This window comes from Aureimonas sp. Leaf427 (assembly GCF_001425485.1).
GTDB lineage: Bacteria > Pseudomonadota > Alphaproteobacteria > Rhizobiales > Rhizobiaceae > Plantimonas.
The window spans coordinates 184803-201066 of record NZ_LMQW01000053.1; the positions used below are offsets into that span (position 1 = coordinate 184803).

17 protein-coding genes are annotated in these 16264 nt (G+C 64.9%); 13 read left to right on the forward strand and 4 right to left on the reverse strand.

Going from position 1 to position 16264, the window contains the following annotated elements; translation table 11 throughout:
• Positions 1 to 2 precede the first annotated feature (2 nt).
• On the reverse strand, positions 3 to 926 hold the full coding sequence (locus tag ASG62_RS24970; RefSeq protein WP_056699374.1) for a LysR family transcriptional regulator: 924 nt from the start codon (positions 924 to 926) through the stop codon (positions 3 to 5).
• 100 nt (positions 927 to 1026) lie between these two features.
• On the opposite strand from ASG62_RS24970, the gene ASG62_RS24975 reads away from it, so the two are divergent.
• The 4 genes from ASG62_RS24975 to ASG62_RS24990 all read left to right on the forward strand — a co-directional run bounded on the left by ASG62_RS24975 (position 1027) and on the right by ASG62_RS24990 (position 5251).
• Positions 1027 to 1452 carry a DoxX family protein gene (locus ASG62_RS24975; protein ID WP_056699356.1) on the forward strand — a complete coding sequence of 142 codons (426 nt, stop codon included), beginning with the start codon at positions 1027 to 1029 and terminating at the stop codon, positions 1450 to 1452.
• A gap of 37 nt (positions 1453 to 1489) precedes the next feature.
• Positions 1490 to 2368, forward strand: a complete 879-nt coding sequence (locus ASG62_RS24980) for a VOC family protein (protein ID WP_056699352.1) — start codon at positions 1490 to 1492, stop codon at positions 2366 to 2368.
• 195 nt (positions 2369 to 2563) lie between these two features.
• Entirely contained in the window at positions 2564 to 2791 is a 228-nt protein-coding gene (locus tag ASG62_RS24985; protein ID WP_056699349.1) for a hypothetical protein, read from the forward strand.
• Positions 2792 to 3193: 402 nt separating this feature from the next.
• Complete coding sequence (locus ASG62_RS24990; protein WP_056699346.1) at positions 3194 to 5251, forward strand: PAS domain-containing sensor histidine kinase; 2058 nt, start codon at positions 3194 to 3196, stop codon at positions 5249 to 5251.
• Positions 5252 to 5638: 387 nt separating this feature from the next.
• Here ASG62_RS24990 and ASG62_RS24995 read toward each other — a convergent pair whose 3' ends face one another.
• From ASG62_RS24995 to ASG62_RS25005, 3 genes are all read right to left on the reverse strand, one after another.
• Positions 5639 to 6703, reverse strand: a complete 1065-nt coding sequence (locus ASG62_RS24995; RefSeq protein WP_056699342.1) for an Atu2307/SP_0267 family LLM class monooxygenase — start codon at positions 6701 to 6703, stop codon at positions 5639 to 5641.
• Positions 6704 to 6991: 288 nt separating this feature from the next.
• Positions 6992 to 7603 (reverse strand): FMN-dependent NADH-azoreductase, encoded by a 612-nt coding sequence (locus ASG62_RS25000; protein ID WP_056699339.1) that lies wholly within the window; start codon positions 7601 to 7603, stop codon positions 6992 to 6994.
• Between the two features lie 70 nt (positions 7604 to 7673).
• A complete protein-coding gene (locus tag ASG62_RS25005) occupies positions 7674 to 8090 on the reverse strand; it encodes a DoxX family protein (protein ID WP_320409407.1) in 417 nt (138 codons plus the stop codon).
• Between the two features lie 97 nt (positions 8091 to 8187).
• Here ASG62_RS25005 and ASG62_RS25010 point away from each other — a divergent pair, with 97 nt between their 5' ends.
• The 9 genes from ASG62_RS25010 (at position 8188) to ASG62_RS25050 (ending at position 16090) form a co-directional block, all read left to right on the forward strand.
• Positions 8188 to 9111, forward strand: a complete 924-nt coding sequence (locus ASG62_RS25010) for a LysR family transcriptional regulator (RefSeq protein ID WP_056699336.1) — start codon at positions 8188 to 8190, stop codon at positions 9109 to 9111.
• A 351-nt stretch (positions 9112 to 9462) separates the two neighbouring features.
• Positions 9463 to 10140 carry a response regulator gene (locus ASG62_RS25015; protein ID WP_056699333.1) on the forward strand — a complete coding sequence of 226 codons (678 nt, stop codon included), beginning with the start codon at positions 9463 to 9465 and terminating at the stop codon, positions 10138 to 10140.
• Positions 10127 to 10669, forward strand: coding sequence for a sensor histidine kinase N-terminal domain-containing protein (locus tag ASG62_RS25020; RefSeq protein WP_056699331.1), 543 nt, complete (start codon positions 10127 to 10129; stop codon positions 10667 to 10669). The genes ASG62_RS25015 and ASG62_RS25020 overlap by 14 nt, the downstream gene beginning before the upstream one ends.
• A 78-nt stretch (positions 10670 to 10747) precedes the next feature.
• Positions 10748 to 11617, forward strand: a complete 870-nt coding sequence (locus ASG62_RS25025; protein WP_056699327.1) for an ATP-binding protein — start codon at positions 10748 to 10750, stop codon at positions 11615 to 11617.
• 48 nt (positions 11618 to 11665) lie between these two features.
• On the forward strand, positions 11666 to 12667 hold the full coding sequence (locus tag ASG62_RS25030) for a Bug family tripartite tricarboxylate transporter substrate binding protein (protein WP_056699323.1): 1002 nt from the start codon (positions 11666 to 11668) through the stop codon (positions 12665 to 12667).
• Between the two features lie 12 nt (positions 12668 to 12679).
• The gene (locus tag ASG62_RS25035; RefSeq protein ID WP_056699319.1) at positions 12680 to 13120 is read left to right on the forward strand and encodes a tripartite tricarboxylate transporter TctB family protein; all 441 of its coding nucleotides are present in this window, start codon (positions 12680 to 12682) and stop codon (positions 13118 to 13120) included.
• Positions 13120 to 14661 carry a tripartite tricarboxylate transporter permease gene (locus ASG62_RS25040; protein WP_082537493.1) on the forward strand — a complete coding sequence of 514 codons (1542 nt, stop codon included), beginning with the start codon at positions 13120 to 13122 and terminating at the stop codon, positions 14659 to 14661. The genes ASG62_RS25035 and ASG62_RS25040 overlap by 1 nt, the downstream gene beginning before the upstream one ends.
• A gap of 25 nt (positions 14662 to 14686) precedes the next feature.
• A complete protein-coding gene (gene prpB / locus ASG62_RS25045; protein ID WP_056699316.1) occupies positions 14687 to 15592 on the forward strand; it encodes a methylisocitrate lyase in 906 nt (301 codons plus the stop codon).
• A gap of 141 nt (positions 15593 to 15733) precedes the next feature.
• On the forward strand, positions 15734 to 16090 hold the full coding sequence (locus tag ASG62_RS25050) for an RcnB family protein (protein ID WP_056699314.1): 357 nt from the start codon (positions 15734 to 15736) through the stop codon (positions 16088 to 16090).
• Positions 16091 to 16264: the final 174 nt, after the last annotated feature.

The following is a 16264-nucleotide window of genomic DNA, read 5'->3' on the forward strand; positions in this document are numbered from 1 at the left end:
GTTCATCCCAGCAGGTCTCGATCCCAAGGCGGAGTCGGTCCGAACTGGTCGACCAGAAAGTCGATGAATGCGCGGACCTTGGCGGGGGGGCGGCGGTTGGCGGCGTAGATCGCGTAGACGCCGGGAACCTCCAAGAGGGGACGATCGAGGATGACCCTGCAAAGCCCGCCAGAGCGGATGGCGTCGCCGACCAGGAAGGTTGGCTCGTAGACGAGCCCATGTCCTGCCGAGGCTGCCGCGACCAGCACGTCGCCGTTGTTGGCGCGCAGGTTGCCTTGGATAGGGACGGCGTGGCTGCCGTCCTTCTCGAACGCCCAACTTCGGGGACCGAGCGTGCTCGACAACGTATAGCCGAGGCAGTTGTGGGTGCTGAGTTCCGCGACTGTCCGGGGCGTGCCGTGCGTCCGCAGATACTCCGGGGATGCGGCCAGAAGCAGGTGGCAAGGCGCCAGCCTGCGGGCGACGAGCGACTGGTCCTTGATACGCCCGACCCGGATGGCAAGATCCCAACCTTCCTCGACGAGGTCTACCGTCCGGTCGTTCAGTCCGAGATCGATGGTTAGGGCGGGATTGAGCTCGGCAAAGGCCGGAAGCAGGGGGGCGAGAGCACGCACGCCGAACGACACGGGCGCGTTGACACGCAGGACACCCGTCACCTCGACGCGCTCGGCCATGGCCGCGGCATCCGCTTCCTCGACTTCGGCGAGGATGCGCTCGGTGCTTTCGAGGTAACGGCGTCCTGCCTCCGTCAACGTGATGCGACGCGTGGTGCGATGGAGGACCTTCACGCCAAGCCGTTCCTCCAAGGCCGCCATGTGCTTGGTGGCCATGGTCTGCGACATGCCAAGCGAGCGCGCCGCGCCGGACAGGTTGCCGAGTGCGGCCACGCGGGCGAAGACCTGTAGTCCCGTGAACTTGTCCAGCATCAACTCACTCCTGAGGTGTGAGCTGTTATGCACCGCGACCGGATTATCGAACAAGTTGGCAGGGGGCACATAGCGCAGGTCAAACGCTGGAGTTCCGGACATGATCGACACCCGCACAGCACCATATGCCGCCACACTCCTGCGCGTTGCGCTGGGGATCCTGTTTTTTGCCCACGTCGGGTTGAAGGTCTTCGTCTTCACACCTGCCGGCACGGCCCAGTTCTTCCAGAGCCTAAGCCTTCCCGGCCCGCTCGCCTATCTCGTCATCGTCGTCGAGATCGTTGGCGCCATTGCCCTGATCGCCGGCATCTACAGCCGGCTCGCCGCGCTGGCGCTCATCCCGATCCTGCTGGGTGCCATCGCCACCGTTCACGGCCCGGCCGGCTTCTTCTTTACCAACCCGAACGGCGGGTGGGAATTCCTCGCGCTCTGGATCGTTGGACTGCTCGGGGTCGCTCTCCTGGGCGAGGGCGCCTACGCCCTTCGCCCGACCCCGTCCGTCCTCCGCAGCAGCGCGACCCATTGACGACCAACGTCTGCCTCTCCGTCCCGAGGAGCTCGTCATGACCACCGCCACACACACGCGCCGGATCGCCTCGATCGATCCCGTACTGACAGCAGCCCCGCATCGGATCGCGAAGGTCACGCTTGTCGTGCGCGATCTCGACCGTGTCGCCGACTTCTACCGCAAGGTCATCGGTCTGGAAGACACGGGACGCACCGTGAAGACGATGGGCCTCGGGGTGAATGGCAAGACGCTTCTCGAGCTGCGTCACGAGCCGTCCGCCAAGCTTCGCTCGCCGCGGGAGGCTGGGCTCTTCCATATCGCCTTTCTGCTGCCCGAGCGGGCCGACCTCGGGGCATGGGTGAACTTCGTTGCGAAACAGTCCATCGCCGTCCAGGGGGCGGCCGACCACCTGGTGAGCGAGGCGCTCTACCTTGCCGATCCCGAAGGCAACGGGACCGAGATCTACGTCGATCGCCCGAGTTCGCAGTGGACCTGGGATGGCGACACGATCCGCATGTCGTCCAACCCCATCGACATGGAGGACCTGATGCGCTCGGCCGCCGGTCGGGCGTGGTCCGGGTTCTCCGACGGTGGCATCGTCGGACACGTCCACCTCCAGGTCGGAGACCTCGCCCGGGCTGAGGGTTTCTACGGTGACCTCCTCGGCTTTGATCTAACCAACCGCTACCCCGGCGCCTATTTCTTCGGGACGGGCGGATACCACCACCAGCTCGCCGCCAACATCTGGAACAGCCGCGGCGCGCTACCCCGGACCGACCTGTCGACGGGTTTGTCGCATGTCGAGATAGAGACGGCCCGCGATGTCCTTGAGGCGACCCGGGGACGCCTGGCCGATCGGATGGAGATCGATGAGCCATCGCGCCTGACGGTGCGCGACCCTTGGAACACCGCGATCACTCTCACGGCCCGTTGAAGCCTCAGCCTGCTGAACGTCGCGCACGCCGAGATCGGTCGCGAGGTCGAGGTGCTCTGGGGCGAGCCGGGAAGCCGCCAGAAGCGCATCCGGGCACGGGTCGAACGGTTCCCCTACATGGACCTACCCTTCAACAACGACATCGACACGAGCCGAGGCCCTCAGGCCCTAAAGGCTAGCTAAGTCAGGGGCAAGGTGATCGCGATCTTCGGCACCGGACCCGGTCGACGACCGCTCCAGCCGCATCGCCTGACCGGGGCCGCCCGAGCGCGTCTTCCGGAGGCATGCACGGTCCTCTTCCAAAGCAACGACGAGGCGCTAGCGGGCTTCACAACGGCGGAAGTCGAGGTATTCAACAAGCTACTGGAGCGCTTGATCGCCAACCTCGACCATCTCGTCAGGAACGATGTCGGCGGCCAGTGAGCGTAGGCGACGACTTAAATGTCCGCTTCCGGGAAGCCGCAGCCTCCATCGGAACGGCGAGAAGGGGTCGAAACTCGTCCGACCACTTCCAGACGACTGCTTCCGTGATGCCGATCGACTCGGCTGGGTGGTTAGCGGTCAGCCGGCTTTCAGGTATGCGATAGACAGACCAGACTTTGGATCGGCGCTGCCGATGTCTTCGATCTCGATTGACCGTGTGTTTGGCTCAACGCGGTCGGGCCCCTGGACGGGCCAAGGCCTTGCCGCTTTCCGCGGCTCGCGACATCGTTTAAGGCCGGCCCGTGGTCACGTCCGCCCTGTATGATGCCTGGGAGCTGTGCTGGAAGGATGTGTCGGCCAGCAACTTGGTTGCTTAATTGAGACGATCGTGGACCCGACGATTTGAGTACGTCCCATGCATTCCTCGCCGGCGGCGGGGCCGCCTCGCGCATGATCCTCGAGCGCGACTGGACTGACCATCCGCTCGGACCTATCTCGGGCTGGCCGGGTGAGTTGCGTTCTGCGCTCAGCCTGATCCTCAATTCGCCCGAATCCATGATCCTGGCCTGGGGTCCGGATCTCAGCTTCTTCTTCAACGAGACTTACTTCCCGCTTCTCGGTCCCCGGCTGCCCTGGGCGATGGGCGAGCGCTTCGACAAGGTGTGGGCTGACGCCTGGGCCCAGGCGAAGCCGATCATCGACGCGGCATTCGAGGGCCGCAGCCAGCGCTTCGTCGATCTGCCCTGGACCCTCGATACCGACCGGGGCGTGCGCGATACCTGGTGGTCGTTCTCTTATTCGCGCGTCCTCGATGGCAATGGCGAGGTCGCCGGCCTCTTCATCTTCACCAACGAGACGACGGCGCGCGTGCTCGCCGACCAGGCGCTCCTGGAAAGCCAGGGCCAGCTTCGGACGGCCAACGAGACGCTGGAACGGCTCGTGGAAGAGCGGACCACCGAGCGCGACCTGATGTGGACCGCTTCGCCGGATCTGATGGTGGTCATCGACGGCGAGGGCATGTTGCATAGGGCCAACCCTGCCTGGACGCAGCTCCTCGGCTACGGGCCCGACGAACTCGTCGGGCGCCACGTCAACGAGTTCGTGCTGCCCGACGATCATCAGGAAACCGTCGACGCCTATGTCCTGGCCGCCGCGGGCGGCTCGCCGCGGATCGTCAACCGCTACCGCCACAAGGACGGATCGGTCCGATACATCGCCTGGGCCGCGATCCCCAACGGCGACGTCACCTTCGCGTTCGGACGGGACGTCACGGAGGAGAAGGAGCGCGGCGAGGCGCTGCGCCTTGCTGAGGAGGCGCTCCGCCAAAGCCAGAAGATGGAGGCAGTCGGGCAGCTCACCGGCGGGCTCGCGCACGACTTCAACAACCTGCTTGCCGGCATTTCCGGCTCGCTCGACATGATGCAGACGCGCATCGGGCAGGGCCGCATCGACGAACTCGACCGCTACATGGTGGGAGCGCAAGGGGCGGCCAAGCGCGCAGCGGCCCTGACCCATCGCCTGCTGGCCTTCTCGCGGCGCCAGACGCTCGAGCCGAAGCCCACCGACGTGAACCGCCTGATCTCCGGGATGGAGGATCTGATCCGCCGCACCGTCGGGCCGCAGATCATCGTGGAGGCAATCGCGACGGCGGGGCTATGGCCAGCCCTGGTCGATCCGAACCAGCTCGAGAACGCCCTCCTGAATCTGTGCATCAACGCCCGCGACGCCATGCCCAACGGCGGCCGGATTGCGATCGAGACTGCCAACCGCTGGCTCGACGATCGGACGGCGCGCGAGCGCGATCTGCCGCCCGGGCCGTATCTCTCAATGTGCGTGTCGGACACCGGAACGGGCATGTCCGCCGACGTCGTGGAGCGGGCGTTCGATCCCTTCTTCACCACCAAGCCGATCGGCGTGGGCACGGGGCTCGGCCTTTCGATGATCTACGGGTTTGGCCGGCAGTCCGGGGGGCAGGTCCGCATCGATTCTGAGGTCGGCGCGGGAACGATGGTGTGCATCTACCTCCCTCGCCATCACGAGGAGGAGGCGCACGAGCCCGAGACCGCACCGGCACCCATACGGTCCGACAACCGGGGCCGGTCTGTCCTCGTGGTGGACGACGAGCCCTTGGTGCGAATGCTTGTAGTGGATGCCGTCCAGGATCTCGGCTTCATGGCGATCGAGGCTGGCGATGGCCCACAGGCGCTTCAGATTCTGCGCTCGGACGTGGCGATCGATCTCCTCGTGACCGACGTCGGCCTGCCCAACGGCATGAACGGGCGGCAGGTCGCTGACGCCGCCCGCGAGTTGCGCGCGGACCTCAAAGTTCTGTTTGTCACCGGCTACGCCGAGAACGCCGTTCTGAGCCACGGGCATCTCGATCCCGGCATGCAGGTAGTGACGAAGCCGTTCGACATGACGATCCTGTCGAACCGGATCCAGGGTATGGTCGGCGACTAATCTCGTCGAAGTGAGAGCAGCCGAACATGGTTGGCATCCGGTGTGGTCGCCCTCACCACCGATCGCGATCGGCAACGCTTGCTTTCTGGCGTTACAATTCGCGGCCGTAAAGTCTGGGAGGGGTCGAAAGTGGATGGACCGCTTTCGGACGTCCGCTTTCTCCGACATCGATTGGCTCGGCTGAGTGGATAGCGGTCAGGCAGCTTTCAGATCCCAACATAGGCTAGCTGACATTCCGCCCCCCTCATTGGCCAGAGGGTCCATAACGGTGAACAGTTGTTTGCCGTCAGATAGTTCGGAAACGGAAAATCGGGAGCTAAACCCTCGTTGGGCCAAAGTTCGCTCAGTGGCATCGAAGAGATGCAGGATGAAGTCTGATTTCTTCGTTCAGTGCGGAAGAGCGTCCACAGTCTGTGGAGCGGCGGATGTCGTGCGCAGTACTGGCGCCACCTCCGAGCCCAAAAGCTCGATCGAGCGTCGCATTGCCATGGGATCGTTCATCGCAGGACTCATCTGGAACGTGAGGCGCGAGATGCCTCCGAGCGCCCTGCTGGCCATGACGGCCTTCTCCGCGACTGAGCGGGGATCGCCGATCAGGAAAGCGCCGTCAGGGCCACACATCGCATCAAACTGACTCCTCGACGGTGGCGACCAGCCCCGCTCGCGACCGATCGTCGAGATCATGTAAGCGTGGCCGGGGAAGAAGGCGTCGCGAGCGGCCTCCGCCGTCTCGCCGACGAAGCCGATTGCATGGACACCGACCTTCAAAGTTTTCGGTGCATGCCCGGCGCTTGAGCCCGCCGCCCTGTAAAGATCGATCAACGGACGGAAGCGCTGGAAGCTACCTCCGATGATCGCGACCATCAGCGGCAGGCCGAGCGTGCCCGCACGGGCAAATGATTCAGGCGTTCCGCCGACGCCCAGCCAGATCGGCAGTTTTGCCTGGCTCGGTCGGGGGAAGACGCCGCGGTTCTCGATCGGCGGCCGGAAGCGGCCATGCCATGTGACATGCGTCTTGTCCCGCAGCTTCAGGAGGAGGTCCAGCTTCTCTGCGAAGAGCGCGTCGTAGTCATGCATCGAGAAGCCGAAGAGCGGATAGGCTTCGCCGAAGGAGCCACGCCCGACGACGATCTCGGCCCGTCCCTTGGCTATGAGGTCGAGGGTCGCGAAGTCCTGGAACACACGCACGGGATCGGCCGCGCTCAGCACCGTCACGGCGCTCGTCAGGCGGATGTGCTGCGTCCTGGCCGCGGCGGCCGCCAAGATCAAGGCGGGAGCGGAGTCGAGGAACTCGGCGCGGTGATGCTCGCCGATGCCGAACACGTCGAGCCCGGCACGGTCGGCGGTCTCCACCTCGTCGAGCAGCCGCTCCATTCGCTCGGTCTGCGGAATGGTCGCGCCCGTGGAGGGATCGGGAAGCGAGACGGCAAAGCTGTCGATGCCGATCTCCATCGGTGTGCCGCTCGTGCGCGGTGACAGCGTGGTGACGACGCTTTGACGCTCGGGGATGAGCGCGCTCATTGAAGGGACTGGTCGCCGTCTTGAGCGCCCTGCTGGGGCGAGGGATAGCCAATGCTCTTGCCGAACTGTGTCGTGTGGCACCCGGCAAGTGTCAGCAGCAGGGCTGCCAGGGAAAGTGCCGAAAGAATACGCGTTGGCATCGTTCGATCGTCCTGTCTGTTGTGAGAGACGGAGCGGGACGGGTTTATTCCATCCCGCTCCACGCACCTTCAGTCCTTGTCAGGCGGCGCGCAGGGAAGCGATGGTCTCCAAAGCCTGCTTCATTGCGCCTTCCCGCTGCTCCGGCCCGACGGCCAGTCCTTCCGCGACGATCACTTCGGGATGGGTGATTCCGATGAAGGCGAGAAGCGAGCGCAGATAGGTTTCGGCATGTTCGAAGGAGGCCGCGGGCGTTTCGGCGCCATAGAAGCCGCCGCGCGCGATCGCGAGGATGACGCGTTTGTCTCCGGCCAAGCCCTCCGGGCCCGCCGCAGTGTATCGGAACGTCTTTCCTGCGACCGCGATCCGGTCGATCCACGCCTTGAGCTGGCTGGGAATGCCGAAATTGTAGAAGGCAACGCCGATCACGACGACGTCCGCGGCGAGGAATTCCTCCAGGACCTTGCCCCCAAGGGCGAGGTCTTCCTGAAGGGCCTGGTCGTGCAGGACCTCGGGGCTCTGGCCTGCGAGGTAGCGTCCCGTCAGATGCGGGATCGGTTCGGCCACGAGGTCGCGGTAGGTGACGTCCGTGTCCGGCGCCGCCGCCTTGAGGCGCTCGACCGCAGCCTGCGAGAGGTTGCGGCTGACGGAGTTCGGTCCGAGGATGCTGGAATCGACGTGCAAGAGCTTCATGGTGTCATCCTTGAGGTCAGGCGGGAGATGATGCCGGCGACGTAGGGCCGGAGCGGTTTGGGCGCTGGGTTCAGGCCAGTCTGTTCTTCAGCGCCAAGGCCTGGTCGCGGTGCAGCCATGCAAGACCGGCGCAGAGGCCGAACAGGATGATGGCAGGCACGGGGCTCGTCGGCAGAACGAGGAGATGAGTTAGGATGCCCCCGGCCATCGTCGCACCCAGCCACAGGGCGGCGGCGAGGGTCATGCCCGGGACGAACAGCCCGATGGCACCAACGACCTCGACGAGGCCGGTGACAGAGCGGAAGCCCTGGCCGAGCCCGATCTGATCGAAGATCTCAACCATCATGGGCAAGCCCGCGATCTTGGCGCCGCCGGCGGCGAGGAAGACGGCACCCAACAGGGCACGCAGAGTCCAGGAGGCAATCGTCCGTCCCTTGCGGGCCGGGGTGGAGGCAGATCGAATGGGTTCGGTCGGAGATAGGGTCACGTGTAGGTTCCTAGGCTCGAGGGTTCATGAAGCCTAGCGCACGAGGATCATCGCTCTCAGCCTATATCTTTCGATGGAAACCATCGTATAAAACGATATGCTCGATTCCCTATCCATCGATCAGCTCCGCACGTTCATCGCCGCTGCCGGAGACGGGAGCTTCTCTGCGGCGGGACGCCGACTAGGTCGGTCGCAGTCCGTCGTGAGCCAGACGATCGCCAATCTCGAGGGTCATCTCGGGGTCAAGCTGTTCGAGCGCACGGGACACAAGCCGATCCTGACGAGAGATGGGCGCGCCCTTCTGGAGGAGGCGCGGAACGTCACCGGCAGCATGGATCGGTTGAAGGCGCGGGCCCGGGGACTGGCGGGGGGCCTTGAACCCGAACTCAGCATCGTCGTCGATGTGATGTTCCCGATCGCCGACCTGACCGCGGCGGTCGAAGCCTTTCGCATGGCGTTCCCCGACACGCCGCTCCGCCTGCATGTCGAGGCGCTCGGTGCCGTTATCGAACCCATTCTCGACGGGCGGTGCGCCTTCGGCGTCATGGGGTCGCTTCCGGAGGCTCCCGTGCCGATGACGACAGAGCGCATCTCCGAGGTGGTGATGATCGCGGTTGCCTCGCCCCACCACCCATTGGCCGCCGCGCGGGACGACATCACCGACGACACGCTGTTCGAGCACGTCCAACTGGTGCTGACCGACAGATCGAAGCTGACGACGGGCAAGGAGTTTGGGGTCGTCTCGTCAAAGACGTGGCGTCTTGCTGATCTCGGCGCCAAGCACGCCTTCCTCAAGGCAGGCCTTGGTTGGGGCGGCATGCCGCTTCACCTCGTCGAGGCCGACATTGCCAATGGCCTGCTCGTTGCGCTGGAGGTCCGAAGTTTCGGTGCCCGCTCGCAGGTCATGCCGATGTCGGCCGTCTACCCCGCCGATACCCCTCCAGGACCTGCGGGCCGATGGATGATCGAGCGGCTCAAGTCTGCTGGAGTTGTGGGCCGTCATGAAGTCGGCGAGATATAGCGTCGTTCCAATCGACAGGACGGCCGACGCCGGACGGGCATCGCTCAGTGTTCGCGAACGGCTCGAGCCGCATCGTGACGGACCCTGGTAAGGCCATCGTCGAAAGCAGCGGTCAGTGACAGCTGAAACGCAGATCCCGCACGTCAGCTTCCCGAACATCGACCGTCGCATTCGGCCTACTTGTTCATCGGAAACTATTCATCACCCAAACGGTCGGATGCCCGACCGCTTTTGATCCTGATCGAAAAGCTGTCGGTGGCCTTCGTGGAAGGCCACCGACAGATCGTGGTGCCGAACGGTCTGGTATATCGAGACGATCACGCCCGCTCCTGCCGTCGTTAGGTTCTTCCGATGCGCATCCTCCTTGTCGAAGACGATCCGGACCTCGCCACCTGGCTGAGCCGTAGCCTCGCGCAACGCGGCTCGGTGGTCGAATGGGAGGAGGATGGGCGCTTGGCGGAACTGCGGCTGAAGAAGGAAACGTTCGACGCCATAGTGCTCGACCTCGGCCTACCCTCGCTCGACGGTGCCTCCCTCCTGAAGCGGTTGCGCGAGGCCGACGACGCGACCCCGACGCTGATCGTCACTGCCCGGGACGACCTGTCGAAACGCGTCGAGCTTCTCCATGCCGGGGCTGACGATTTCCTCGCCAAGCCCTTTGCCGTGGAGGAACTGGAGGCGCGCCTCGTCGCACTTGTCCGGCGCAGCCATGGTCGGGCGCGTGGGGTCTACCAGTGCGGCCCGCTCGTTTTCGATCACAACGCACAGCGCTTCACCCTCGACGGCGAGCCGCTGGCGCTCGCACCCCGCGAGCACGCGGTTCTTCGCGTCCTCATCCAGCGGGTGGGCGAGCCGCTCTCCAAGCAACAGCTTCTTGACCGCCTCGTATCGACCGACAGCGACCTGCACCTCGAGGCCATCGAGGTCATGGTGCATCGGCTTCGCCGCAAGCTTGCCGGCGCCAGCGTGCAGATCGTGACGCTGCGCGGCCTCGGCTACTTCCTGGAGGCCGCAGATGGCGGGGCCTGAAGCAAGGGTTGCCTCGCATGAGACGGCTCGCCCGCTTTGGCTGACGCTGGCTCTCTGGACGGTCCCTGGCCTCGTCTTCCTGCTTGCCGCCGGCCTCTGGGTGTCGGCGACGACGCTGCACGAGCTTTCCGACAGCGCGTACGATCGCTCGCTGGCCGGCGCCGTCCGGGCGATCAACCTCAACATCTCGACCGAAAGCGGCGGCGTCGGGGTGGAGCTTCCCTATCCCCTGTTCGAAAGTTTCCAGGCGACCGCCTCGGGCGAGGTCTTCTTTCGCGTCTCGACCGAGGATGGCCTCGTCCAGATCGGCGACGCCCTCCTGCCGCCGCCGCCGGCGCTATCGGTTGGAGAGATCAGCTTCTACGACGCGACCTATTTCGATCGCCCGATCCGCGTCGCCGTCTTCAAGCGTCCTCTCGACCGCCCGCTCTACGGGGCTTCGAACGCCCAGAACATCGTCATCGAGGTCGCTGAGACCACCGGTTCGCGCGAGGCTTTCCGCCAGAGCCTCATCCACCGTGCGATCTAGCGCGACGTCATCGCCGTTCTGGTCGCGGCCGTTCTTCTCGTTCTCGGTGCCCGCTTCGCTCTCACGCCACTCGCTGCCATGAAGGATCGCCTCGACCTTCGCGAGCCCGACGATCGCTCCCGTCTCGACACGACGGGGCTGCCGCGTGAAGTGCGCCCGCTGGTGGACGCTATCAACGACCTTCTGGAGCGTCACCGCGAGCAAGGCGAGGCCCAACGCCAATTCATCGACGATGCCTCACACCAGCTCAAGACGCCGATCGCGGTCCTACGCTCGCAGGTGGACTTCGCCCTGCGTGCGGACGATCATGCCACCGCCCGCCAGACCCTCGAAGCAATGCGGCCAATCATCGACCGAGCGGCGCGCATGACCACACAACTTCTGGCTCTCGCACGCGCCAAGAACGCATCGCTGATGGATGGCTCGCAGGAGGCTCCGACGGACCTTTGTCGGCTTCTGCGCGACGTGGCGCGCCTGCACTTCGCGGAGGCGAGGCGGATGCGGATAGACCTTGAAGTCGAGGTTCCCGAGGAACCACTGTTCGCCCGCGGTTCCGAACCCCTTCTCTTCGAAGCGGTGAGCAACCTCCTCGACAATGCGCTGAAAGCATCCCCGCGTGGCGGATCCGTAACGCTCCGGGCAGGTGCCGCAGCAAGCGAGGGTCTCGTGACCGCAGAGGTGTTGGACGAGGGACCCGGGATGGACACGGTCACCGTTACGCGGGTGGGAGAGCGGTTCGGTCACTCCGGTCGTCCGGAGCACGGAAGCGATCGGAGCGGTACGGGTCTGGGGCTCGCGATCGTGGCTGCCATCGTACAGGCGCATGGCGGATCGGTGCTGTTCATAAACCGACCCATGCAAGGGCTTCGGGCATCGATCGTCCTTGCCGCGGCGCAACGAGATTATGGCACCGCAACTGAAAGCCGGATGAAAGCAAGACCTCGTTAAGAAAGCCTTTCGGGCGGGGAGGCCCGCAACGATCTTCGGGAGGCTACCATGACCTACACCATCCTTCGCCGCGCGGCCCTCGCCGCCGGAACGGCTCTCGCGTCCGTTCTTGCCTTTGGATCCGGTCCCGCCGCGGCTGAGCCGGCAAAGCCGGAATGCATCGCCCCGGCCCAGCCGGGCGGCGGCTTCGACATCACTTGCAAGCTTGCCCAGGCCGCCTTGAAGGATTCGGGCGCACTCGAGTCCATGCTCCGCGTTTCCTACATGCCGGGCGGCATCGGCGCCGTCGCGTACAACACGATCGCTGGCCAACGACGCGGGGAACCCGGCACCATCGTCGCATTCTCGGCCGGCTCTCTTCTCAACCTCGCACAAGGCAAGTTCGGCGCCCATACGGCCGCCGACGTGCGCTGGGTCGCCTCGGTCGGTACGGATTACGGTGCGGTCGTTGTCGGCGCTGACTCGCCCTGGACTTCGCTGAAGGACATGATGGCTGCGATCAAGGCCGATCCGGCTAAAGTCGTCCTCGGGGCCGGCGGCACCATCGGAAGCCAGGATTGGACCAAGGCCGCACTGACGGCTCGTGCTGCCGGGATCGACCACAGGACCATGCGCTTCGTCGCCTTCGAAGGCGGCGGCGACTGTGCGACGGCCCTCCAAGGCGGGCACGTTCAGGTTTGCATGAACGACGTCGGTGACAGCCAGGCAGCGATCGACGGTGGCGCGCCGCTCAAGCTCCTGGCCATCTACTCGGCCGACCGTCTCACGGGCAAGCTCGCCGAAGTTCCGACCGCCAGGGAGCAGGGCTACGACATCGAGTGGCCGATCGTCCGCGGCTTCTACGTTGGCCCGGACGTATCGGACGCCGACTACCAGTGGTGGTCCGATGCCTTCGCCAAGTCGATGGCTGCGCCCGGCTACGCCAAGCTCCTCGAAGAGCGCAACCTCTTGCCCCTGCCGATGACGGGCGACGAACTGCGGAGCTTCGTCGACTCTCGCGTGGCGACCTACAAGGAGCTGGCGTCCAGCTTCGGCCTCATGGCCCAGTAAGGGACCGGAGCCATGAGCAACGACAGAACTCTTGGGGGCTTGGCGGTGCTCATGGCCCTGGTGCTCGTCGCCTTCGGATGGGGCCTTGCGGCCCCCTTCGCCTACGAGCCCGTCGGACCCCGTGCCTTCCCGATGATCACGGCCATCCTGATCGGCGGTTGCGGACTGGTTCTGCTGGTCAAGGGCGGCGGTGCCATCGAGCCCAACGCGGCAGGCGTCAATCAGGGGATCCTCGGCATCGCCGTGACGCTTGTCGCCTATGCGCTCTTGTTCCAGCCACTCGGGTTCGTCCTTTCGACGGCCCTAATGAGCTTCGTCGTGGCGCGCATCTTTGGTGCGAATTGGTGGCAGAGCGCGGCGACCGGCTTGGTCCTGTCGGTTGGCTCCTACCTTCTGTTCGACCACGGCCTCGACGTTGTGCTGCCGACCGGCGTCATGGGGGGTCTCCTCTGATGGAAACGCTCGGCTTTCTTCTTACGGGCTTCGCGGTCGCCGCGACGCCGCTGAACCTCGCGCTCGCCGCGCTCGGTGCCGTCGTCGGCACGATGGTCGGTGTCCTTCCGGGGCTCGGTCCGGTGAACGCCGTCGCCATGCTGGTGCCCGTCGTCTTCGCGCTCGGCCTGCCGCCTGAATCGTCCATGATCCTCATGGCGTCGATCTACATCGGCTCGGAATACGGCGGGCGCATCAGCGCCATCCTCATCAACGTCCCGGGAGAGGCCTCCGCGGTGATGACGGCCCTCGAGGGCTATCCGCTGTCGCGACAGGGCAAGGCTGGCATCGCACTGTCTCTTTCGGCTTGGACCTCGTTCGTTGGCTCGATGCTGGCGACCGTCGGCATCGTCCTCGCGGCACCCATCCTGTCGCGTTGGGCACTCGCTTTCGGCCCCGTGGAATACGTCGCCCTGATGGTGTTCGCCTTTGCCTCACTGGCAGGGCTTCTCGCTGACGAGCCCGTAAAGGCGCTGCTCGCGGTCGGCATCGGTTTGGCGCTTTCGACCGTCGGCATCGATCCGAACTCCGGTGTCTTCCGCTACACCTTCGACATGCCGAACCTCATCGACGGCATCCAGTTCGCCACGATCGTCATCGGCCTCTTCGCTATTTCCGAGCTTCTACTTCTTTACGAAAGCCACCGCGCTGGCATTCCGACCAAGGTCGAGCGCATGGGGCGCAGCCTCTTCAACCTCGCCGAAATGCGCCTGACTTGGATGGCCACGCTTCGTGGCTCGGTCATCGGCTTCTTCATCGGCCTCCTGCCGGGCGCGGGCGGCACCGTCGGATCCGTTCTGGCCTATTCGACCGAGAAGCGGATCGTCGAACGCCAGGATCCGGAAGGGGCATGCTTCGGGCGCGGTGACCTGCGGGGCCTAGCCTCCGTCGAAGCCGCCAACAACAGCGCATCAAACTCCAACTTCATTCCCATGCTGACGCTCGGCATCCCGAGTTCGGGGACAACGGCGATCATGCTGGGCGTGCTGACGCTCTACAACATCACGCCAGGCCCGGTGCTCTTCACCAGCCAGCCGGAGCTTGTCTGGGGTCTGATCGCTTCGCTGTTCATCGGCAACGTCATGCTGCTCGCGATGAACATCCCGTTCGTCGGCCTGTTCGCCCGCATGCTTTCCGTACCCGCCTGGACGCTCGTTCCCTTCATCGTCGTCGTCAGCGCGGTCGGCGTCTACTCCGGCAAGTCGGCGGACTTCGACCTCGTCCTGATGGTCGCCGTCGGCGTCATCGCCTGGTGGCTGCGCAAGCTGTCGGTGCCGATGGCGCCGCTGATCCTCGGCTTCGTCCTCGGCAAGATCCTGGAGCAGAACCTCCGGCGCGCCCTGTCCCTGTCGGCCGGCGAGGTCTCGATCCTCTGGTCGAGCTGGATCGCCATCGTGCTGTGGTCGGCGGCCGTTCTGATGCTGGTCGTGCCGCTTGTGCTCGCCCGGTACAGGGACCGAACTGCGGTCCTCGCCGTCGATGCCAAGCTGCCTCAGGAATAATGCTGGAAAGCGGAAGGACCCCGGCATGAGCTACCTCGCCGATTTCGCCAATGCCGCTTCACCCGGCCAAAGGCTGAAGGAACGGCTCCGTGCTCCTGGCATCCTACGCTTACCAGCAGCGCACAACGGTCTTGCGGCCCTTCAGGCGAGGCGTGCCGGTTTCGAGGGCCTCTACCTATCGGGCGCAGCGATGAGCGCGTCGATGGGGCTTCCGGACCTTGGCATCGTCACGGCTGCGGACGTCGGCTTCTTCGTTCGTCAGGTCGCGGGCGCTTCGGGGCTGCCCGTGATTGTGGACGCGGACACGGGTTTCGGCGAGGCGCTGAACGTCATGGCAACGGTGCGCGCCCTTGAAGCCGCGGGAGCCGCCGCTCTGCACATTGAAGACCAGATCCTTCCTAAGAAGTGCGGTCATCTCTCCGACAAACGCTTGGCCGATCCGCGCGACATGGCAGCCAAGGTCGCGGCTGCCGTACGAGCGCGTCGAGACCTTCTCGTCATCGCCCGGACGGATGCGGTGGCAACCGAGGGACTCGATGGGGCCATCGCCCGAGCCCGACTGTACCTTGAGGCTGGCGCGGACGCGATTTTCCCCGAGGCACTGACGGACGCAGAGATGTTCCGCGGCTTCGCGAAGTCGCTGTCCGGCGTCCCACTGCTTGCCAACATGACGGAGTTCGGTCGGACGCCGCCCTTCACGGCAGCCGACTTCGAGGAGTTCGGATACGCCATGGTGATCTGGCCCGTCAGTTCGCTACGTGTCGCCGCGAAGGCGCAGGAGGACCTCTACGCTGCCATAGCACGCGACGGAGCGACAACGGCCATGCTGTCCCGCATGCAGACCCGCGCCGAACTCTACGCGGCGATTGGCTACTTCGACTATGAGGCACTCGACGGCCAGATCGCGAGGAGCACTGTTCCCCCGTCTTAACCCCTGCGGGTCCCTGATCGGCTTGTCGACCCGAACCTGATCGATCGCTAATGCAAGGGTCATCCACGGTTCAGGGTCCGGTCCGTAGACAGGGGCATCGAGATGGCCGGGTCTTCTGGTCATCGAACGAAGGACGCTCACATGAAGAAGTCCATCCTCACGGCGCTCGCACTGACATTCCTGATGTCTCCGATGCTTGCGGCTTCTGAGGCGTCGGCTCAAAACCGCCCGGATCACGCACGCCAGGAGCTGCGTCAGGATCGCCAGGAACTGCGCCAGGATCAGCGGGAGATCCGCAAGGGTCTGCGACAGGCGTCGAAGCCGTCCTGGCTGAAGCGAGGTGGCCGTTACGGCCGGGGCGGCAGCGAGGTCCGCGAGTACAAGCGTTACGGTTTGCGGGCGCCCGGGCGTGGTCAGCGCTGGGTTCGCTACGGGAACGACTATCTGCTAATCACCATCACCAGTGGCGTGATCGCCAGTATCATCGCCGGGCGCTAAAATCGCACTTGAGTTCCTGATCGACCTCGTGCTCGCCCATCCGGCTTTGCGGCTGTCGTCTGGTGAAGCGCCACAGGGCCATCGATAAGTGCAAACGCGAAAGGCTACTTTCAGGAAGCGCTGAAACCCTTGTGCACGTCAAAGCGGGATCGAATCTCGCCTTATCAATCAATC